Source organism: Enterococcus sp. PF1-24 (genome assembly GCF_029893325.1).
Taxonomy (GTDB): Bacteria; Bacillota; Bacilli; order Lactobacillales; family Enterococcaceae; genus HY326.
In genome coordinates this window covers 1-21,054 of record NZ_JARXWL010000032.1, presented here as the reverse complement: position 1 = coordinate 21,054, position 21,054 = coordinate 1, and the positions used below count along the sequence as shown (strand labels likewise).

The following is a 21,054-nucleotide window of genomic DNA, read 5'->3' as shown; positions in this document are numbered from 1 at the left end:
ATGGTAGTCAGTGATTTTTCCATACGACCACAAATTTTTATTTACGTAACAGATGAAAAGCTAACGGCAACAATTGAATACTTACTATATGGCATTGAAGAAGAAGGAATTCCTTATCAAATTGTCGCAGTTTCAGCACAAGAAGCTGTTGCAGCAGCTTATGAAGCAGCAAAAACTTCTTCTTTATCAACGGGTGTTGGTTGTGATGGACAAAAGGTTGTTTTACATTATAAAAATTTAGCACCGAATCAACCTTACTTAGTAATTGATCGTTATCAAACTGTTTCAAAAAAACAGCTAAAAGCATTCGGTTCAAATTGTGCTCGATTAGTTAAAAGAATTCCTTTTAAAGATTTGGAAGAAAATGAATAGTAATAAAAAGTGAGGTGAGAAGATGAATCAAGCAGTTGGCTTAGTTGAAGTACAAGGTTATGCTGCCGCAATTATGATTGCTGATACGATGGCAAAAGTAGCAGCGGTAGAGATGCTTGGCATTCAACGAGCAAAAGGTTTTGGTTGGATGACAGTGGAAGTTTGCGGTGATGTCGGCGCAGTTAAAGCTGCTGTGGATGCTGCTAAAGCAAAAGCTGTGGAAGAAAGTGCTTTGATTTCAGCCTTGGTGATTCCAAGACCAGCAACTTCTTTAGATACCATTTTATTAAACCAAGTAGACTATCCTAAAGTGACTGAAGATACGTCTCCAGAAGTAATTGAAGAAATAGTGATTCAACCATCAACAGAAGATGTAAATGTTGAAAAAGCCGAAGTAGTTGCAGAAATGCCAATCGAAAAAGTTGTTGAAAAACAACCCGCAACTAAAAAGAAAAAAACAGCAGCTAAAAGAAATAAAAAAGATAAAAAATAACTGATTATCAATTCGGTGAAAAAGCTTTCAAAAAATCCTGTTTTAACTTGCAAGTAATTAAATAGTAGAATAGACTAAGAGTGAGATGGCTATACTTGAGTAGTAAAGTTTTTTCGTGAAAGCGGATTGAGTAACTAAAGATATGTCTATCTATTCAACTTGTGAAAATCAATGAGTTAAAGGGATATATAGTGAGCAATAGAATAATTATGTGAAGAAAAAATGGATATACTAAAAGAAACTGGATGGAGGAATAAAAAATGAATGATGCATTAGGAATGATTGAAACTAAAGGATTAATCGGTGCAATTGAAGCTGCTGATGCGATGGTGAAAGCAGCAAATGTTACTTTAGTAGGCACTGAAAAAATTGGTTCAGGTTTAGTAACAGTAATGGTTCGTGGCGATGTAGGTGCTGTGAAGGCAGCAACGGATGCTGGTTGCGTTGCCGCTGAAAAAGTCGGTGAAGTTGTTTCCGTTCATGTGATTCCACGTCCTCATACTGATGTAGATAAGATGATTGATCATGGTTGATATGAATCAAAAGGCTTTGAAAGAAATCATTTATCAAGTGATGAGTGATTTAGAGCTGGAAAATATTCCGATTGGTATTTCAAATCGGCATGTTCATTTGTGCGAAGAACATTTTCGGGCACTTTTTCCCGGAGAAACAATTCGCCCGATGAAGCCTTTGAAACAACCAGGAGAATTTGCGGCGGAACAAACCGTAACGATTTGTGGTCCTAAAGGTCAACAAGAACGAGTAAGGCTATTAGGTCCGCTAAGAAAAAAATCACAAGTTGAAATCTCTGCTACTGATGCTCGTAATTTGGGGATTGTAGCACCGATTCGCTTATCTGGTAATTTAACTGATGCTGCTGAAGTGACTTTAAAAACAGCAGGACGAGAAGTGACATTTAAAGGTTGTATTATTGCCAAACGTCATATTCATATGAGTTTTAACGATTTGGAAAAATATCAGCTTAAAGCAACTGATCTTGTTAAAGTTCGTGTTGCTACACCAGAACGAACAACGCTATTTGAAGAAGTAGCTTTGCGACCAGGTGAAAACTTTGTATTAGAGATGCATGTAGATACAGACGAAGCAAATGCTGCTAACATTCAACTTGGCACAATAGCTTCAATCGTAAAATAGTGATAAACAAATAATAAGAGGACGTGAAAGCATGAAATCCCTGAAAGAAGCCAACCGAATTTTAAGTGAATTTGAAAAAATAGCCAATACGAATCAAACAAAAAAATTTGATCATCAAACAGGCTATAAAGTTGGCGTTGACTTAGGGACTTCTTCAATCGTCTTAGTCGTGTTAGATAGCCAAAATCAGCCGATATTTGGGGCTTATGAATTTGCCGATGTGATTCGTGATGGTTTAGTTGTAAACTATCAAAAATCAGTTGAAATTGTCACCCGTTTAAAAGAGCAAGCTGAAAAAGTTTTAGGTTTTACTTTAACTGCAGCTTCAGGGGCAATTCCGCCAGGCACAATTGGCAATAACAAACGAGTGGTAGCCAATGTCATTGAAAGTGCTGGCATGGTTGCCGATCAACTAGTGGATGAACCAACTGCAGCCGCCAAACTTTTGAAAATAGAAACAGGAGCTGTGATTGATGTTGGTGGCGGCACAACTGGCATTAGTGTTTTTGAAAAAGGGCAACCGATTCATGTTGTGGATGAGCCTACCGGTGGTACCCATATGACATTGGTATTAGCCGGTTATTTTTCAGAAAGTTATGCTGATGCTGAAGCTCGCAAACGAGATGCCAGTAAAGAAAAAGAAAACTTTGCAATCGTGCGACCAACCGTTCAACGTATGGCAGAAATTACCCGCCAAGCGCTGGTTAACTACCAAACAGAACCATTAGTTGTTGTCGGTGGTGCCGCTTATTTTCAAGAATTTGAAGCAGAATTTAGTAAGTATCTGCAGCAAACAGTTTATAAACCAGTGTTTCCACAGTTTGTAACGCCTATCGGAATCGCTATGAGTTCCCAAGTGATTATTTCACAGGAGGCTTAAAATGGATCAATTAGTGGATTTAATTGTTCAAAAAATTCTCCAGCGACAAACCGCAGTTTTACAAGTTGATTGTAGTCAGTTTGATGAAAAGGCGCATTCTGTAAGTGATTTTACTAATCACCAACAAATTCAACTGCAAAATGTTGGCGCTATTCAATTGGCCAAACTAGCCAAACTAGATGCAAATGATGCTTTTACAAGTTGGCTATTAAAAGGTTTGGAGCTGGAGTGCGAGTTTTCTTTACAGTTAGCATTTGCAGCTGTCTGTTTAGTGCCTAAAGAACTGTTTACTTGGCCAATTACTTTGAAGACGAAGCAAGGGAAAAAGTTACAGACTTTTTTTCAAAAGGTAATTACGTATCAAGACGTGGCTTTATTGACTAACGAAGATGCGCTGGTACTTTTTCGACAACAAAAAATGACGGCTTTAGCTCAAGAAGAACTGGCTAAGAAAAAAATTCAACAGATAGAGAGGTTTTAACTATGTTAATGGCAAAGGTAATTGGAAGCGTGGTTTCAACACAAAAGGATGCTTCTTTAGTCGGCAAAAAACTAATGATCGTCCAACCAATCAATGGTGAAAAAGAAAATATTCGCTTTCAACAAGTAGCTGCTGATACAGTTGGAGCTGGTGTTGGAGATTATGTTTTATTATGTAGCGGTTCTTCGGCGCGGAAAATGTTTTCTGGGCCATCAGATGCAGTCGACTATGCAATTGTAGGAATTATCGATACTTTTGATTTTTAAAATAAAGTGATGAAAAGAATCATCATTTTTATGAGGCGAGGTTTAAGCCAATGAGTATATATACAAAAACAGGTGATAAAGGTAGCACAAGTCTATTCGATAGCGTTCGGGTAAAAAAATATTCTTTAAGAGTCGATACTTATGGCACTTTTGATGAATGTACGGCGCAAGTCAGTGTTGCTGAAAAACAAGTGACCACAACTGAGTTAAAACCAATTTTAACTTGGATTCAAGAAAAATTATTTATTTTAGATGCAGAAATTGCTACTTCTGATAATTTTGCTAAATTAGCTAGTAAAAGCAGTCAAATTACTGTTGCTGATACAAAACAACTGGAAGATTGGATTGATTATTTTTTAGGGAAATTACCAGAAATTCATCAATTTATCTTACCGGGAAATTGCTTAGGCAGTGCCCAACTCCACGTAGCTCGAACGATTTGTCGACGGGGAGAACGGCGTTTAATTGAATTAGCAGAATCTGAAAATATTCGTCCGGAGTTAATGCAATTTGTCAATCGCTTGTCAGATTGTTTATATGCATTAGCCCGCATGGAAGATTTCAATTATCAAGAAGAAGTAATCATTAATGAAATTATGAAACGTTATCAAGCTAGAGTTGCAGAAAGCAACTGTTTCACTGATACCAATTTGACGGATTTGATGACAGTCTTTCAAACTTGTATTGCAGAAGCGCAAGCTTTAAAAGTACCTGTTTCAATGACTGTGGTCGATCAAGCTGGTAATTTAATCGGTGCTTATCGGATGCCTAATGCTTTATTAGTCAGCATTGATATGTCGCGAAAAAAAGCTTATACAGCCGTAGCTATGAAAGCTAGTACTGCTGATTTAGGTGCGTTAACCAATCCTGGAGGAGATTTTTACCAGTTGGAGACTGTTTCGAATGGAGAAATCGTTAGTTTTGCCGGCGGTTTACCTCTTTATAATCAACAGGAACAATTAATCGGTGGAATTGGTGTTAGTGGTGGTACGTTAACAGAAGATCAAGCAATTGCCACCGCTGGTTTAGCTTGTTTAAGTAAATTAAAAAGCCAGAAATAACAATTGCTGATTGTGCAAAAAATGTTGAAACAAAGGAGTGAGTCTATTTTATGCAAGAAGCGCAATTAAAAGAATTAATTAAGCAGTTAATTCAAGAAGTAACGGTTCCAGAAATGCCTTCTCACTCTTCAAAGCAACAAGTAGGAGTCTTTGCAACCGTTGATGAAGCAATCGTAGCTGCCAAAGCAGCACAAGAAAAATACGAAGATTTAACATTGGAAGTAAGACGTCAAGTTGTCGATGCTATTCGAGAAGGAATGGCTCCTTATATTAATGAGATCGCTGAAGCGACTTTTGCAGAAACTGGCATGGGGCGTGTAGCAGATAAAATCGCTAAGTTACAATTAGTGATTGATAAAACACCTGGAGTAGAGGATTTAGTAACAGAAGTTGAAACCGGCGATAATGGTATGACTTTATATGAATTATCTCCTTATGGTGTAGTTGGCGCCGTAACACCAAGTACCAATCCTGTAGAAACCTTAATCTGTAATGCGATTGGGATGTTAGCTGCGGGTAATGCGATTTATTTCAGCGTTCATCCGGGAGCAAAAAAAGTTTCCAAATTTGCAGTGGAAAAATTAAATGTACTTGTAGAAGCGGCTTGTGGCATTCAAAATATGATTGTCACAATTGAAGAACCTTCAATTGAAGCAGCTCAAGCCATGATGCAACATCCTGATATTTCTTTATTAGTTATTACGGGTGGTCCTGGCGTTGTTCATCAAGCTATGACTTCTGGAAAAAAAACAATCGGTGCCGGTGCTGGTAATCCACCAGCAATTGTCGATGAAACAGCCAATATTGAAAAGGCGGCTAAAGATATCGTTTTCGGAGCAGCTTTTGATAACAATATTTTGTGTATTGCTGAAAAAAGTGTGATTGCGGTGGCTGATATTGCCGATTACTTGATTCACCAAATGGAAAAAAACGGTGCTTATTATCTTGAAGATGACCAGCTAATTGAAAAATTAGTGGCTTTAACTATTATGGAGAACGGGCAGCCTAGCCGTAATTTTATCGGTAAAAATGCCAATGAGATTTTACGTGCGGTGGGTGTATTCGTTGATTTTGATGTTCGCTTAATTGTCATGAAAACTACTAAAGAGCATCCTTTTGTGAAAAAAGAAATGTTGATGCCAATTTTACCAGTAGTGGCAGTTAAGGACTTTGAAGAAGCACTAGCGACTGCTTTAGAAGTGGAGCAAAAACTACATCATACAGCTACGATGCATTCGCAAAATATTGGTCGTTTAAACAAAGCTGCTAAAAAAATGCAAACATCAATTTTTGTTAAAAATGGTCCTTCTTATGCTGGTTTAGGCTTTGGTGGTGAAGGCACAACAACTTTTACTATTGCAACGCCAACTGGAGAATGCACTACAACTGCGCGCACTTTTGCACGGCGGAGACGCTGTGTTTTAACGGACGGTTTTTCCATTCGTTAGTTAATAGGTGCATGCTTAAAATCATAATAAGAAGGTGAATGTATGTGAAGAAATGGGAAATGACGCCACGCGTTTTTACTGGTGAAGATTGTTTAAATCGTTTAGAAAAATTCAATGGTCAACGTGTTTGTTTAGTTTGTGATCCCTTTTTAATAGGCACAGATAGCTTACAGAGAGTTTTGACACATCTTGAAAAAGATAATCAAGTGACGATTTTCTCTGAAATTGTTCCTGATCCACCGATTGAAGTGGTAGCAGCTGGCGTAGAAAAAATGCAAGCCCATCAACCAACAATTTTAGTCGCAGTGGGCGGTGGCTCGGCAATTGATGCCGCCAAAGCCATGTACTTTACCATGTTGGTGACAGGGTATCAAGCTATTAAACGTTTTATTGCTATTCCGACAACGAGTGGTACAGGCTCTGAAGTAACCAGTGCTTCCGTAGTAACTGATACACAAAATAAAATTAAATATCCAATTTTTGATCAACGCTTAATTCCTGATGAAGCACTGTTAGATGCTGCTTTAGTAGTAAGTAGTCCGCCAAAAGTGACGGCTTATAGCGGCATGGATGTATTAACGCATGCTTTAGAAGCAATGGTAGCTAAAAATCGCTCTACCTATACGGATGCTATTGCTGAAAAAGCCATTCACTGTGTATTTAAATATTTATATCAATGTTATACACAAGGCACAGATTTAAGAGCTAGAATTAAGATGCATCAAGCTTCTTGTTTAGCCGGTCTGGCTTTTGATGCAGCTGGTTTAGGAATTAACCATGCGATTGCTCACCAACTTGGAGGACAATTTAAAGTTCCCCACGGCTTAGCTAATACCATGCTTTTACCTCATGTGATTGCTTTTAACGCTCACGATGAATATGCTTGTGGCAAATATGCCGCTATTGCTGTTAAATTAGGCTTAGGTAGTCCCAATTTAGATAAGAAAATTTTAGTGATTAAGTTGCAAAAAGCGATTGTTCAGCTAGCTAAGAAATTAGATTGTCCTATGAGCTTAAAGGAATATGGCATAGCAGAAAGTGAAGCATTAGCCAAGAAAACTTTGATTGCTCAAAATGCAATGAATGATAGTACGTATCAATTTAATCCAATTTTAGCTTCAACTGCTGATTTGGAGAAAATTTATCAAGAAATAATTTAAACATTTAAATCATAAACGTTAGTTTAGTCGATAATAAAGCTGAAAAATTCATTTTTACTTTATCATTGACCGGCTAGCTAACGTTTTTGCTTTATAAAATCAGAAGGGAGCTTGTATTATGATTAATAGTCCAGTTTTAGGAGAATTTATTGGTTCACTTGTCTTGCTTTTATTCGGTTCAGGAATTGGCTGCTCAACAACTTTGAAAGGTGCTTTAGCTAAAAACACAGGTACTAACTGGTTATATATTGCCTTTGGCTGGGGGGCTGCAGTGATGCTGGGTGTACTTGCCAGTGGTTGCTTTGGTTCGCCAGGTCATTTAAATCCTGCAGTTACAATTGGTTTTGCTGTAGCTGGGAAATTTGCTTGGGGTCAAGTCTTTCCTTTTATTTTAGCTCAAGTTGCTGGTGCTTTTGTTGGGGCATTGATTGCCGCTATTCAATTCTGGCCACATTTTCAACAAACAACTGCTGAAGAAGGCAATACAGTCGGTATTTTTGCTACAGGTCCAGCGATTCCTAACACAGTATTTAATTTAATTAGTGAAATTATTGCGACGTTTTTCTTTGTGTTAGCTATTCAATTAATGCCTGCTGATATTCCTGCAGGTTTACAACCTTTAATGTTGATTTTCGTAGTAATGGCCATTGGTTTATCACTAGGTTCAACAACTGGTTATGCCATCAACCCTTGTCGTGACTTTGGTCCGCGCTTAATGTATGCGTTGTTACCAATTCCTAATAAGAGTGGAGCTAACTGGGGATATGCCTGGATTCCAATTGTGGGCCCGATTGTCGGTGCTTGTTTGGCAACCTTATTGGTGAATGTATTAAGTGCTTAATTTTTAGTAAATAATAATGATTAAAATATCCTTGTAAATTTGCTGTAGTGTTATAGCTGCGAATTTACAAGGTATTTATTTCATAAAGTAGAGGGAGTGGAAAAATGCCAAGTAAAATTATGGCAATTAACGCTGGCAGTTCTTCTTTGAAATTTCAATTATATGAAATGCCAGCAGAAACATTAATAATCAAAGGTTTATTTGAACGAATTGGTAGTCATCAAACTGTTCATTTTACTTACTCTTATGGTAGTCAAAAAAATCAGCAAGAATTAGCGATTAACAATCATCAAGAAGTGGTCAATTTTTTATTAGATTTTTTAATTTCGCAAAAAATTGTCACTAACCTTGATGAATTAGCAGGTGTGGGTCATCGCGTGGCTCATGGGGGTGAAGACTTTTCAAAATCAACCGTTGTTGATGAAGTAGTTGAAAATAAAATTGCAGCTTTATGTCAATTGGCGCCTTTGCATAATCCAGTTAATTTAGCTGGGATTCAAGCTTTTAAAAAAGCTATGCCACAAGTTACACAAGTGGCGGTATTCGATACAGCGTTTCATCAAAGCATGCCTGCTGAAAATTATCTTTATCCTTTACCTTATGAAATTTACCAAAAACAGGGTGTGCGTAAATATGGTTTTCATGGTACCAGTCACCAATATGTCGTTGAACAAGTGGCGGTAGCATTAGGAGAAAACTTACAACAGTTAAAGATTATTTCTTGTCATTTAGGTAATGGTGCCAGTGTCTGTAGTGTAAAAAATGGTCAATCTTATAACACTAGTATGGGTTTTACGCCTTTAGCTGGTTTAATGATGGGGACGCGTTGTGGAGATATCGATCCTTCCATTGTGACTTATTTACAGAAAAAACTTAATTTGTCACCTGATGAAGTAGAAAATATGATGAATCAAGAATCAGGATTATTAGGTGTTTCTGGCTTAACGAATGATTTTCGCGATGTGCTTAAAGCAGCTAATGAAGGAGATCAGCGGGCACAATTGGCTTTAAATATTTTTACTAATCGTGTGAAAAGTACGATTGGCGCTTATGCTGCTGAAATGGGCGGTGTTGATGCAATTGTTTTTACTGCTGGTATTGGCGAAAATGCTAGTCTGATTCGCTCCGCTTGTTGTGAGGATTTAAGTTTTTTAGGCATTAAAATTGATGAAAAACGTAATCAAGAAAATCAACGCTTTATTCAAAAAGATGGACAACCAGTTTATATTTTAGTTGTGCCAACTAATGAAGAATTAAAGATTGTGCAGGATACTTATCAATTAGTTTAAAAGTAAGAAACAACTGGCTTATTTATTGAAGTCGGTTGTTTTTTTACAAAGAGAATGAATTGAGTTAAATCAGCAAGCTAGCTTGCTTTTTATTAAAAGCCAAGCTACTATATTAAAGTAACAGCTACTTTTAAATGTAAGAGTGCCTGGGCAGTTTTTTACCTAGTGGGATGGTGAAAAATTGTTAGGGCGTTTTTTGTATTCTTTTTGGTAGGGAAGTAAAGGGGTGTGAATATGGCAAAGGATATGACTAAGGGAAGTATTGTTAAGACATTATTAAATTTCACTTTACCGTTAATTATGAGTGGTTTATTACAGCAATTATTTAACTGGGTGGATGCTTTTATAGTTGGCAATATCGAGGGAGAACTGGCTTTAGCTGCGATTGGTTCGACGGGCTCGATTTATAATGTTTTTATTATGGTGATTGTTGGTTTTACTTCTGGTTTAGCGGTTTTGGCGGCTCAACAATATGGGTTAAAGCAATTTGAAAAGCTTAAAGGCAATTTGACGACTTTTACCATTTTACTTGGTGGAATTTGTCTAGTAATTGTTAGTTTAGGGATTATCTTTTCAAAAGAATTGTTAACAGCTTTAGCAACACCGCTAAATATTTTTCAACTGGCAGATAGTTACTTAAAAATTTTATTAGTGGGGATGCCTTTTTTAACCGTTTATAATGTCTATTCGGCGATTTTAAGAGGGATGGGAGATAGCCAAGCACCCTTTTTAGCGATTTTAGTTTCGTCGGTAGCCAATGTCGCTTTGGATTTTATTTTTGTAGGAATTTTACATTATGGTGTGGCAGGAGCTGCGGTAGCCACTATGATTTCGCAAGTGTTAATGACTTTGTTTATTATGATTTACAGTTGGCAGAAGTATCCGCAATTGCGTTTTTCTTTTAAAGAAAAATTGATTAATCAAGAAGCCTTGGTTTTAGGGCTGCGATTTGGTGCGCCATTGGCAATTCAATCTGGCGTGAGTTCCATGGGAAATTTATTGTTGCAACGTTTTATGAATGGTTTTGGGGAATTAACGGTAGCGGCTATTACCACTGCTTATCGGGTGGATTCGGTGATTTTATTACCAATCATTAATTTAGGTTCGGGCTTAGCAACGGTTGTTGGGCAAAATATTGGTTCTGGCAATGATAAGCGGGCACGTAAAGCTTTAGTGGCTGGTGGTGTGATGTTGGCAGTTGTTTCCATTGCCTTAACAGGTGTCGTGTTATTAATTGGTGGACCTTTAATTGCGATGTTTGGGTTAACGACAGAAGCGATTGTTATTGGTAAACGCTTCTTCTTCACGATTGCCAGCTTCTATTTGATTTATGGCTTGGCAACTGCCTTTCGAGGTTATCTTGAAGGGATGGGTGATATGGTATTCTCTGGTGTTGCAGGGATAGTTGCTTTGATTACGCGAATTATTGCTTCCTACAGTTTTGCTGATTACTTTGGTGATAAAATTATTGCTTATGCCGAAGCTTTTAGTTGGGTGGTTTTATTAATTTTATACGTTCTGCGTTTTTGGCAAAAAGGACGAGTCAGAAAAGAAGTCATTATTGAAGAAATTTGAAATTACTAGTAGTTAATATAACAAAAAATTGTCTTTTTTATAATAACTTAGGTAAAGCTATTTTTATTTGATTAATGTTTTCGTATAATGGAAATATAACAAAAGAATGCAGGGGGACCAAAGGATGAAAAAAAGTATTAAAAATTTAGTTATGCTTGGTGCATTAGTTTTAACGTTAGGAGCTTGTCAAAATAATCAAGCGAATCAAGAGACTGTAAAAGATAGCACAGAGATTAGTAGCACAGTAGCAGAAGAAAAAATCACTGTGACGCTTGAAATAAAAACAGAGGATAGCGCTGATACTTTAGAAAATTTAAAAGTTTCAGCCGATGAAAATTTATTGGCAATTTTAGAAGAAAACGCTGAAGTAGTAGCTGAAGATGGTTTTATTACTAGTATTAATGGTGTGGAACAAGATGCAGCTGCCGGCTATTACTGGACTTTTACAATTAATGACGAGTGGGGCGAAAAAGGTGCCAATGAAACATTTTTAGAAAATGGAGATAAGGTCGTCTTTTCTTATGGAAAACTCTAAAAAGAGTGGACTTTTCACAGTTCGAGATATTGGCTCTCTTTCGTTGTTGACGGCGGCTTGTGTAGTAGGAAGAACAGCCTTTCAGTTTGTTCCCAATGTGCAACCGATTACCGCAATTTTTCTGATTGTAACTTTGTATAAAGGCTTTTTACGTGGTTCATTATTGATGGTCTTGACAATGTTAGTGACGAACTTTTATATGGGGATGGGCGTCTGGACGATTACCCAAATTGGTGCATACCTTGGTGTGATTATCTGCGTTCATTTGGTAGGGAAAATTCCGATTTTCAGAAAAAGTATCGTGTTGCAAGTTGTTTTTGCAGTCTTTAGTGGCTTTTTATACGGCTTTTTGACGGCAGGGATTAGTGTGCCAATCTATGGTATTCGGGCGTTTTGGCCTTACTATCTACAAGGAATTTATTTTGATAGTTTACATGCCCTTGGTAATGGGATTTTCTATTTAATGTTAATTGCCATTTTACCAAAATTATTTCAACGTTTTTGGAATGAATAAGCAAAAGGAAGAAAAAAGCAGTTAGTTGGCTATTTTTCTTCCTTTTTTTCTGCTATTTTTTTGAAAAAACTTTTTAAATATTGAGAAAGATTAAAAAAGTCTTTTAGGGAAACGTTATGGCGCGGTGAAAATATGAGAAAAACTATTTATGAAAGCCTTTATAATGAGAAAAAACTTTTTAAAGACTAGTTTGTTCGGTTTTTCATTTTATTTTTAAGCGAACTATGGTATTATTCTAATGTTAAAGAATTTTTATTAGGAGGCTGGCAATGCAATTTTATGGAGTTGACGCGTTTTTACGAGTGTTTAGCCATCTTGCATTTATTTATTTAGCTTTCTGGTCTTTACAAGCTTTGCGCTTAGAACAATTTTTCAAAAGAGATGAAACAGCCCGAATTCGCATGATTTTGATGTTGTTGGCAATTGTCATTGGCTATCAAGCCAGTTCGTTTTTTTTGGAATTTTTAGCGATTTGTCGTAATCTATTTATGCAAAGTTCATTTTAATAATTATCAAACTTAAAATAGCGAATGAACGCACAATCAAACATATATGAGTGCTTGATACATGTTTTTGGAGGGGAATTGTAGTGGAACAAATTATTGTTCAAGGCGGAAACCGCTTAGTTGGAAATGTGAAAATTGAAGGGGCAAAGAATGCCGTTTTACCGATTTTAGCAGCTAGTTTATTAGCTGAAGAAGGCGTAACTAAATTAACAAATGTACCTATTTTATCAGATGTTTTCATGATGAATGAAGTGATTCGTCATTTAAACGTTGATGTTGACTTTAACGAAGCTGACAATACTGTAACTTTGGATGCTACTAGAGAATTAGCTGTTGAAGCACCTTTTGAATATGTTAGTCAAATGCGGGCATCAATTGTTGTAATGGGTCCATTGTTAGCTAGAAATGGTCATGCCAAAGTAGCTATGCCTGGTGGCTGTGCGATTGGTAAACGACCAATTGATTTACACTTAAAAGGCTTCCAAGCTTTAGGTGCGAAAATTAATTCAGAAAATGGTTATATCGAAGCAATTGCTGATGAGTTAAAAGGCGCAACGATTTATTTGGATTTCCCAAGTGTCGGTGCTACTCAAAATATTATGATGGCGGCTGTTAAAGCCAAAGGTACAACAGTTATTGAAAACGTTGCGCGAGAACCAGAAATTGTTGATTTAGCCAATATTTTAAACAAAATGGGTGCGAAAATTTTTGGTGCCGGAACTGAAACGATGCGAATTGAAGGAGTCGATCAATTACATGCAGTTGAGCATGCAATTGTTCAAGATCGCATTGAAGCTGGAACTTTTATGGTAGCTGCAGCGATGACAGAAGGTAATGTTTTAATTGAAGATGCAATTTCTGAACATAATCGACCATTAATTTCTAAATTAATTGAAATGGGTGCTGAAATTATTGAAGAAAATGCTGGTTTACGGGTAATTGGACCTAAAACTTTAAAAGCAACTGACATTAAAACAATGCCACATCCTGGTTTCCCAACAGATATGCAAGCACAAATGAGTGTGATTCAATTGTTAGCTGAAGGCACAAGCATTGTAACTGAAACTGTTTTTGAAAATCGTTTCCAACATTTGGAAGAGTTGCAAAGAATGAATGCCCATGTTAAATTTGAAGGGAATTCAGCTATTATCGAAGGAAATCATCAACTACAAGGGACAACTGTTAATGCTACTGACTTACGGGCAGCAGCCGCTTTAATCTTAGCTGGTTTGCGTGCTGAAGGCATTACTCGTGTTGGCAATTTAAATTATTTGGATCGTGGTTATTACCATTTCCATTTGAAACTACAAAAATTAGGTGCTAACGTGGAACGGGTAACATTGGAAGATGCTCCTGTAGCAACTAAAGTGCCAGTAGAAGCATAATCTTAATTAAAACTTTTAGCTATTATATTATAATAGTAGCTTTGTAAAAAATAAGGGGCGTTTTACGAATTATGAGTAATACATTTCGCTACATTTTAACGACGTTAATGAAAATAATCATCGTTTTGATTTTAGTAGTCCTTTTCTTTGCTGTGGGTACAATGATTGGCTATGGCATCATTGGCGATGGCAAAGCAACTGACGTTTTTCGTCCAGATTTATGGCGACATATCACTGCATTTTTTAAGTAGAATAAGTATAAAGGACTCAGAAAATTTCTGTGTCCTTTATTTAGTAATTAAAGGAATGAAGAGATGAAAACAATTCTATTTGGGCTAATTCATTTTTATCAACGGTTTATTTCGCCAGCATTGCCCTCTGCTTGTCGTTATCAGCCGACTTGCTCTAATTACATGTTGCAAGCAATTGAAGTCCATGGGGCCTTTAAAGGCACATTAATGGGGACGGCGCGCATTTTACGTTGTCAGCCTTTTTGTAAGGGTGGCGTAGACTATGTGCCAAGAAATTTTTCTTTAAAAAGAAATGTTACGGACCAAATCATGCCAAATTATAAAACTTATAAAAAATAAAATAGCTGCTAGCTAAAAAGTTTATTCTTTTTAACGCTAGTAGTTATTTTTTTCGCAAAAAAACTAGCGAAAAAATCAGTATTGACAATAACTGAAAGTTTACTAAAAGTTGGCTATTTTCTAAATTACAAAAATTTTCAGAATATTCATTGACAGCGACGTAATTTTTCAGTATATTGTTATACATATTCATAAAAAATTTTATTTTGTCTTAGGGGGATGCATTTTATGAAAAAGAAACTTATGTCTTTATTTGCGGCAGCGATGTTGTTGTCAGCGTGTGGTAATGGTACTTCGGTACAAAATAATGGGAGCACTGATGGTAGTGCAAGTGGAAATGAAGGAAGCGACACAGTTAAAATCGGTGTGAACTTAGAGTTATCCGGTGAAGTTTCAGCTTATGGGAATGCTGAATTACAAGGAATTAAATTGGCAGTAGAAGAAATTAATGCTGCTGGCGGAATTTTAGATAAACAAATTGAGTTAGTGGAAAAAGATAATAAATCTTCTAATGATGAAGCAGCTTCTGTTGCCGCTAACTTAGCTGATAAAGAAAAAGTTGTGGCTGTGGTGGGCCCAGCAACTTCTGGAGCAACGAAAGCTTCATTAGCTAACTTAACTAAAATGGGTGTACCAGTGATTACACCTTCAGGAACAGACGATGCGATTACATTAAATGGCAATCAAGTTCAAGAATATGCTTTTCGTTCATGTTTCCAAGATAGCTTCCAAGGAGTTATTTTAGCAAAATATGCAGATGAAAACTTAAAAGCAAGTAAAGCAATCATTTTAGGCGATAGTGCTAGTGATTATGCTAAAGGCTTAACAAAAGCTTTCAAGGGTTCTTATCAAGGAGAAATTGTCGCTGAAGAAAACTTTGTTGCGGGAGACAAAGATTTCCAAGCTGTTTTAACAAATATTAAAGGTAAAGATTTTGATGTTCTTTACATTCCTGGTTATTACACTGAAGCAGGTTTAATTATTAAACAAGCTCGTGAGATGGGAATTGAACAACCAATTATTGGTGCCGATGGTTTTGGTGATGAAAAATTAGTTGAAATCGCTGGTGAAAAAAATGTCTCTAACATTTTCTACACCGCTCACTTTTCAACTAGCGCACCAGCTAATGATAAAGTTGAACCATTTATCGCAGCCTTTACTGAAAAATATGATTCAGCACCGGCACAGTTTAGCGCGTTAGCTTATGATGCTATTTACATGATTAAACAAGCCATTGAAGATCAAGAAGCAGCTACTCCTGCTGCAATTACTAAAGGATTAACAGAACTTAAAGATTTTGTCGGCGTAACGGGAACAATGACAATGGATGAGCAACACAATCCAGAAAAATCAGCAGTTGTATTAGGTATGACTGAAGGAAAAGAAACTTCAGCTGAAACTGTAAATCCATAATTACAAAAATGAAGGTGTTCGTTCAATAAGCTGGTGGTTGAGATAGTAGTAAAAGCTATCTTCCCCAGCCTTGCTTAAAAAGTTTATTTAATTAGTAAACTTTAGTGAGCTAGCGAAAAAACACCGTTAATGATTCGGGTTTGAAAGCTGGGACATCACTGCTTAAATTGTCCTAGCTTTTTTACTTTAAAAGTATTTACTTGAAACAATAAAAATATCAAACAATGGAAGTGATAGTATGCAAATTGTTATGCAGCAGTTGGTTAATAGTCTTTTTTTAGGCAGTATCTATGCTTTATTGGCATTAGGTTATACCATGGTTTATGGGATTATTAAATTAATCAACTTTGCCCATGGAGAAGTTTATATGATTGGTAGTTTTTTAGGCTATTATTTAATTAATCAGTATCATATGAATTTTTTCGTTGCTTTAATTTTATCAATGGTAATCAGTGCCTTTTTGGGAGTGGCGATTGAATTTTTAGCTTATCGACCGTTACGGAAATCAACACGGATTGCTGCGTTGATTACGGCAATCGGGGTTTCTTACTTATTGCAAAATGCAATGATTTATTTTTTCAGTTCAGATGTCAGGGCTTTTCCACAAACGATTGAAATTGTTAATTTTGATATTGGCTTTATGAAAGTAACCAATATTCAGTTGATGATTTTAGTGATTGCTTTAGCTTTAATGGTTTTATTGCAAATCATTGTTCAAAAAACGAAAATGGGGAAAGCGATGCGGGCAGTTAGTGTTGATGCTGATGCCGCTCAATTGATGGGAATTAATGTCAATCGCACGATTTCCTTTACATTTGCCTTAGGTTCAGCTTTAGCAGCCGCTGGTGGTGTTTTGATTGGTTTATATTACAATTCAATTGACCCAACGATGGGAACTGTTCCTGGTTTGAAAGCTTTCGTTGCTGCTGTTTTAGGGGGAATTGGTATTATTCCGGGGGCGGCTTTAGGTGGCTTTATTATTGGTTTACTTGAAACAATTGCTAACGCAGTTGGTTTATCAATGTATAAGGATGCTGTGGTTTATGCGGTTTTAATTATTATTTTATTAATTCGCCCATCAGGAATCCTTGGAAAAAATGTAAAAGAGAAAGTGTAGGTGACAGCCATGAAAGAGCGTTTAAAAGTAAATTTAATTTGGCTGGCATTGATGATTGCTGGCTACTTAGCGATTTATGTTTCTTATAGTTCTGGTTTAGTAAATTTATTTATTGATAATATTATTATTACGATTGGAATTAATATTATTTTAGCGACAGGTTTAAATTTGGTCATTGGTTTTTCTGGACAGTTTTCTTTAGGCCATGCTGGTTTTATGGCGATTGGAGCTTATTGTGGCGCACTTTTTTCAATGAATAATCCAACAATGGCAGGTTTCTTTATGGGGATTGTTGCAGGGATTATTTTATCAGCTGTAGTGGCGCTAATTGTCGGGATACCAACTTTACGGTTAAAAGGCGATTATTTAGCGATTGCAACTTTAGGGGTTGCGGAAATTATTCGGATTGCGATTGTAAACATGGATGAAATTACGAATGGCCCTTCAGGTTTGTTTGGGATTCCCCAATTTGTTAATTGGCCGTTAGTTTATGGCTTTGTAGTCGTAACGACTTTAGTGACGGTTAACTATATTCACAGTGGTCCAGGGCGAGCAACTTTAGCGATTCGTGAAGATGAAATCGCTGCTGAATCCATGGGTGTTAATACAACCAAATATAAAGTGATCGCTTTTGTGATTGGGGCTGCAACTGCTAGTATTGCTGGCGCTTTATCAGCTAGTTATATCGGATCGATTGCACCGAAGAATTTTGCTTTTGCCAAATCAATTGATATTTTAATCATTGTAGTATTCGGTGGAATTGGTAGTGTGACTGGGACGTTTGTAGCGGCGATTGTTTTAGGTATTTTGAATATGTATTTGCAAGATTTTGGTTCGCTGCGGATGATTATTTACTCATTGGCGTTAATTATTATTATGATTTTTAAACCTGGTGGCTTATTAGGCACTTGGGAATTATCTTTCAAAAAAATCTTTGCAAAAAAAGGAGGTCCGTCAAATGACGTTACTAAAGGTTGATCATTTAACTAAAAACTTTGGCGGATTAGCCGCAGTTTCAAATGTTAATTTAGTTTTAGAAGAAAATGAATTAGTGGGTTTGATTGGACCAAATGGAGCTGGTAAAACAACTTTGTTTAACTTATTAACAGGTGTTTATGAACCTAGTGAAGGAGATGTTGTTTTAAGCCATAGTGGCAAAGAGACTCGCTTAAATGGAATGGCCCCTTACAAAATTGCTGATTTAGGTTTAGGTCGGACGTTTCAAAATATTCGCTTGTTTAAAGATTTAACTGTTTTGGATAATGTTTTAATCGCTATGAACAGCAAACATAAAGAAGGCTTTTTAAGCAGTGTTTTACGCTTGCCAGCTTTTTATAAAGCAGAAGCTGAAATGAAACAAAAAGCGGTAGAGTTGTTAAGCATATTCGCTTTAGAAGATAAAATTGAAACGTTAGCTAAAAATCTGCCTTATGGTGAGCAGCGCCGTTTAGAAATTGTGCGAGCTTTAGCGACCGAGCCTAAAATTTTATTTTTAGATGAGCCAGCTGCCGGGATGAATCCCCAAGAAACGGCTGAATTAACTGATTTAATTCGCAAAATTCAAAAAGATTTTCAAATTACGATTCTTTTAATTGAACATGATATGAGTTTAGTTATGGACGTTTGCGAACGAATTTATGTTTTAGAATACGGACGGGTAATCGCAGAAGGCAATCCTGAAGCGATTAAAAATAATCCTAAAGTAATTGAAGCTTATTTGGGAGGTGACCTATAATGTTAAAAGTCGAAAATCTTTCTGTTCATTACGGCATGATTCAAGCAGTGCGAGAGGTCAGCTTTGAAGTGAAGCAAGGGGAAATCGTTTCTTTAATTGGTGCCAATGGTGCGGGAAAAACTACGATTTTGCGCACAATTTCTGGCTTGGTACGTCCTTCTAATGGAACGATTACTTTTGAAGGCAATGAAATTAATAAAACTTCACCGCAAAAAATTGTAGCCGACGGTTTATCACAAGTGCCTGAAGGTCGCCATGTTTTTCCTGGTTTAACCGTTCAAGAAAACTTAGAAATGGGTGCTTTTTTACGTAAGGATAATGAGCAAATTAAAGCCGATTTTGAAGGTGTTTTTGAAAAATTTCCGATTTTAAAAGAGCGCCGCAACCAAGATTCAGCAACCCTATCTGGTGGGGAGCAGCAAATGTTAGCGATGGGACGGGCATTAATGTCAAAACCAAAATTGCTATTGCTAGATGAACCTTCAATGGGCTTAGCACCAATTTTTATTCGTGAAATTTTTAAAACCATTCAAGAAATTCAAGCCCAAGGAACTACCGTGTTGTTAATTGAACAAAATGCGAAAATGGCTTTATCAATTGCTGACCGCGGTTACGTTTTGGAAACTGGTCAAATCGTATTAAAAGGCACTGGCGCGGAATTATTAGCTAGTGAAGAAGTGAAGAAAGCTTATTTAGGAGGGTAATCCATGAGTGTAAGTGATTTTATGACAAAAGATTTAGTTGTTGTGACACCTGAAATGAAAATTTTTGATGCGGTTGATTTAATGAAAAAAAATGATATTCACCGTTTACCAGTATTAAAAAATGACCGCTTAGTTGGTCTGATTACTGAAGGTGTGATTCAAGCAGCCATGCCATCACAAGCAACTAGTTTAAGTGTTTATGAATTGAATTATTTATTGAATAAGACAACAGTCGCAGATATTATGGTTAAAGATGTTTTAACGATTGATCCAGATGCCATTTTAGAAGAAGGCATTGCCATGATGAGACAAAACAGTGTTGGCGTTTTACCAGTAGTTACTAAAAGTGGTGATTTAGTAGGAATTATCACTAATAATGATATTTTTGATGCTTTCTTGAAAATTACTGGCTATAATGACGGCGGTACACGAGTTCAAATTCAAATTACTGATGACCATAAAGGGATTTTGGCAGATTTATCCCGTTTATTAGCTGACAACGACTATAGTATTTTAACTGTTGTCGTTAATCGTAAAGCTACGGAAACAATTGTTGAGTTGCAGCTAGAAACAACTGCTGCAGAAGCTGTTAAAGATTTATTAACAACCAGTGGCTATCAAGTAATTGAAGCAGCCTTAACTAATCGTTAATTCAAAAGTAAAAGACATCGTAACTGAAAAGTCGCTACGATGTCTTTTTTTGTTCTTCAATAGAAAGCAAGTTTGAGCCTTATGGAAGTTAGTGATTCAGTAGAAAAGGCTGAGTGATTATGGTAGAATGTAAGGAGTTGCGAAGACAATACAGATTTCTCGAAAGGAATTTATGTTTATGGGAAAAAAAGATAAAGACATTCAAGTTCGTCTTGAAGAAGTTGAAAAAAATATTAATGGCACAAAATTTGCTGCTTATGAATTAGCAATTGGTAAAAAAACTTTAGGTGTGATTATTGAAAAAAGTGCTAAAAGTTTTGAAATTGAAATGACAGATGGTTATAAAGCAGTAGCAAAAACTTTAGATGAAGCGGTTGAATTAGTTATTCGTCGGTGGAATTTAAACGATTAATAAATAATTAAGCTGTTGTTTAAACAAGTTTTAAAAATAGCAAACTTGCTTATTTTTTTATTTTTAAGAATAGTTGCTAATCAGCTATTCTTAAAAAAATAAATAACAGAAAAAAATTATGAAAAAGACTTGCCAAAAGTTTCATTTTTTTGTATTATAACTAAGTCGGGTTTTTCATAACGACTAATAGATTTTATCTAGCTTTTTGGAGGAGTAGCGAAGTGGCTAAACGCGACGGACTGTAAATCCGTTCCTTAGGGTTCAGTGGTTCGAATCCACTCTCCTCCACCATTGGGGTATAGCCAAGCGGTAAGGCAAGGGACTTTGACTCCCTCATGCGTTGGTTCGAATCCAGCTACCCCAGTATATAATAACGAAGGGGCTGTGACAAAAGTCTCTAACAAAAAACGCATGAAATAACGAAAAATCGTTCATTTCATGCGTTTTTTCTAGTAAAATAAAAAAGAAGTA

At 36.4% G+C, this 21,054-nt stretch carries 26 protein-coding genes and 2 tRNA genes; all 28 read left to right on the top strand.

Annotated features, from left to right (window positions below):
* On the top strand, positions 1-372 hold the full coding sequence (locus M2139_RS12190; protein WP_280739138.1) for a glycerol dehydratase reactivase beta/small subunit family protein: 372 nt from the start codon (positions 1-3) through the stop codon (positions 370-372).
* Positions 373-394: 22 nt separating this feature from the next.
* Positions 395-865 (top strand): BMC domain-containing protein, encoded by a 471-nt coding sequence (locus M2139_RS12185; RefSeq protein WP_280739137.1) that lies wholly within the window; start codon positions 395-397, stop codon positions 863-865.
* Positions 866-1,125: 260 nt separating this feature from the next.
* Positions 1,126-1,398, top strand: a complete 273-nt coding sequence (locus M2139_RS12180) for a BMC domain-containing protein (protein ID WP_280739136.1) — start codon at positions 1,126-1,128, stop codon at positions 1,396-1,398.
* On the top strand, positions 1,391-2,020 hold the full coding sequence (pduL, locus tag M2139_RS12175) for a phosphate propanoyltransferase (protein ID WP_280739135.1): 630 nt from the start codon (positions 1,391-1,393) through the stop codon (positions 2,018-2,020). Before M2139_RS12180 ends, pduL begins: the two co-directional genes overlap by 8 nt.
* A gap of 31 nt (positions 2,021-2,051) precedes the next feature.
* Positions 2,052-2,900 (top strand): ethanolamine utilization protein EutJ, encoded by an 849-nt coding sequence (gene eutJ / locus M2139_RS12170; protein WP_280739134.1) that lies wholly within the window; start codon positions 2,052-2,054, stop codon positions 2,898-2,900.
* A gap of 1 nt (position 2,901) precedes the next feature.
* Entirely contained in the window at positions 2,902-3,381 is a 480-nt protein-coding gene (gene pduM, locus M2139_RS12165; protein ID WP_280739133.1) for a PduM family microcompartment protein, read from the top strand.
* Positions 3,382-3,383: 2 nt separating this feature from the next.
* The gene (locus tag M2139_RS12160; protein WP_280739132.1) at positions 3,384-3,647 is read left to right on the top strand and encodes a EutN/CcmL family microcompartment protein; all 264 of its coding nucleotides are present in this window, start codon (positions 3,384-3,386) and stop codon (positions 3,645-3,647) included.
* 50 nt (positions 3,648-3,697) lie between these two features.
* Positions 3,698-4,708, top strand: a complete 1,011-nt coding sequence (locus tag M2139_RS12155; protein WP_280739131.1) for a cob(I)yrinic acid a,c-diamide adenosyltransferase — start codon at positions 3,698-3,700, stop codon at positions 4,706-4,708.
* A gap of 50 nt (positions 4,709-4,758) precedes the next feature.
* Entirely contained in the window at positions 4,759-6,156 is a 1,398-nt protein-coding gene (locus M2139_RS12150; RefSeq protein WP_280739130.1) for an aldehyde dehydrogenase family protein, read from the top strand.
* Positions 6,157-6,194: 38 nt separating this feature from the next.
* A complete protein-coding gene (locus tag M2139_RS12145) occupies positions 6,195-7,316 on the top strand; it encodes a 1-propanol dehydrogenase PduQ (RefSeq protein ID WP_280739129.1) in 1,122 nt (373 codons plus the stop codon).
* A 118-nt stretch (positions 7,317-7,434) separates the two neighbouring features.
* Positions 7,435-8,157, top strand: a complete 723-nt coding sequence (locus M2139_RS12140; protein ID WP_280739128.1) for an MIP/aquaporin family protein — start codon at positions 7,435-7,437, stop codon at positions 8,155-8,157.
* Between the two features lie 104 nt (positions 8,158-8,261).
* The gene (locus M2139_RS12135) at positions 8,262-9,446 is read left to right on the top strand and encodes an acetate kinase (protein ID WP_280739127.1); all 1,185 of its coding nucleotides are present in this window, start codon (positions 8,262-8,264) and stop codon (positions 9,444-9,446) included.
* 234 nt (positions 9,447-9,680) lie between these two features.
* Complete coding sequence (locus M2139_RS12130) at positions 9,681-11,021, top strand: MATE family efflux transporter (RefSeq protein ID WP_280739126.1); 1,341 nt, start codon at positions 9,681-9,683, stop codon at positions 11,019-11,021.
* Positions 11,022-11,145: 124 nt separating this feature from the next.
* Positions 11,146-11,556 carry a DUF4430 domain-containing protein gene (locus M2139_RS12125; RefSeq protein WP_280739125.1) on the top strand — a complete coding sequence of 137 codons (411 nt, stop codon included), beginning with the start codon at positions 11,146-11,148 and terminating at the stop codon, positions 11,554-11,556.
* The gene (locus tag M2139_RS12120) at positions 11,543-12,070 is read left to right on the top strand and encodes an ECF transporter S component (RefSeq protein WP_280739124.1); all 528 of its coding nucleotides are present in this window, start codon (positions 11,543-11,545) and stop codon (positions 12,068-12,070) included. The genes M2139_RS12125 and M2139_RS12120 overlap by 14 nt, the downstream gene beginning before the upstream one ends.
* Positions 12,071-12,339: 269 nt before the next feature.
* On the top strand, positions 12,340-12,576 hold the full coding sequence (locus M2139_RS12115; RefSeq protein WP_280739123.1) for a DUF1146 family protein: 237 nt from the start codon (positions 12,340-12,342) through the stop codon (positions 12,574-12,576).
* 83 nt (positions 12,577-12,659) lie between these two features.
* The gene (gene murA, locus M2139_RS12110) at positions 12,660-13,961 is read left to right on the top strand and encodes a UDP-N-acetylglucosamine 1-carboxyvinyltransferase (protein WP_280739122.1); all 1,302 of its coding nucleotides are present in this window, start codon (positions 12,660-12,662) and stop codon (positions 13,959-13,961) included.
* A gap of 71 nt (positions 13,962-14,032) precedes the next feature.
* Positions 14,033-14,212, top strand: coding sequence for a DNA-directed RNA polymerase subunit beta (locus M2139_RS12105; protein WP_280739121.1), 180 nt, complete (start codon positions 14,033-14,035; stop codon positions 14,210-14,212).
* 63 nt (positions 14,213-14,275) lie between these two features.
* Positions 14,276-14,551 (top strand): membrane protein insertion efficiency factor YidD, encoded by a 276-nt coding sequence (gene yidD, locus M2139_RS12100; protein WP_280739120.1) that lies wholly within the window; start codon positions 14,276-14,278, stop codon positions 14,549-14,551.
* Between the two features lie 228 nt (positions 14,552-14,779).
* Positions 14,780-15,964: an ABC transporter substrate-binding protein gene (locus M2139_RS12095; protein WP_280739119.1), complete on the top strand. Its 1,185-nt coding sequence runs from the start codon at positions 14,780-14,782 to the stop codon at positions 15,962-15,964.
* A gap of 238 nt (positions 15,965-16,202) precedes the next feature.
* The gene (locus M2139_RS12090) at positions 16,203-17,081 is read left to right on the top strand and encodes a branched-chain amino acid ABC transporter permease (protein ID WP_280739118.1); all 879 of its coding nucleotides are present in this window, start codon (positions 16,203-16,205) and stop codon (positions 17,079-17,081) included.
* Positions 17,082-17,090: 9 nt separating this feature from the next.
* Positions 17,091-18,059 carry a branched-chain amino acid ABC transporter permease gene (locus M2139_RS12085; protein ID WP_280739146.1) on the top strand — a complete coding sequence of 323 codons (969 nt, stop codon included), beginning with the start codon at positions 17,091-17,093 and terminating at the stop codon, positions 18,057-18,059.
* On the top strand, positions 18,040-18,816 hold the full coding sequence (locus M2139_RS12080) for an ABC transporter ATP-binding protein (RefSeq protein ID WP_280739117.1): 777 nt from the start codon (positions 18,040-18,042) through the stop codon (positions 18,814-18,816). The genes M2139_RS12085 and M2139_RS12080 overlap by 20 nt, the downstream gene beginning before the upstream one ends.
* Positions 18,816-19,520, top strand: coding sequence for an ABC transporter ATP-binding protein (locus M2139_RS12075; protein ID WP_280739116.1), 705 nt, complete (start codon positions 18,816-18,818; stop codon positions 19,518-19,520). Before M2139_RS12080 ends, M2139_RS12075 begins: the two co-directional genes overlap by 1 nt.
* 3 nt (positions 19,521-19,523) lie before the next feature.
* Positions 19,524-20,171 (top strand): CBS domain-containing protein, encoded by a 648-nt coding sequence (locus M2139_RS12070; protein WP_280739115.1) that lies wholly within the window; start codon positions 19,524-19,526, stop codon positions 20,169-20,171.
* 178 nt (positions 20,172-20,349) lie between these two features.
* Positions 20,350-20,583, top strand: coding sequence for a DUF2969 domain-containing protein (locus M2139_RS12065; RefSeq protein WP_280739114.1), 234 nt, complete (start codon positions 20,350-20,352; stop codon positions 20,581-20,583).
* A 207-nt stretch (positions 20,584-20,790) separates the two neighbouring features.
* Positions 20,791-20,874: transfer RNA gene (locus M2139_RS12060), tRNA-Tyr, on the top strand.
* Position 20,875: 1 nt separating this feature from the next.
* Positions 20,876-20,947 (top strand) — tRNA-Gln (locus M2139_RS12055).
* Positions 20,948-21,054: the final 107 nt, after the last annotated feature.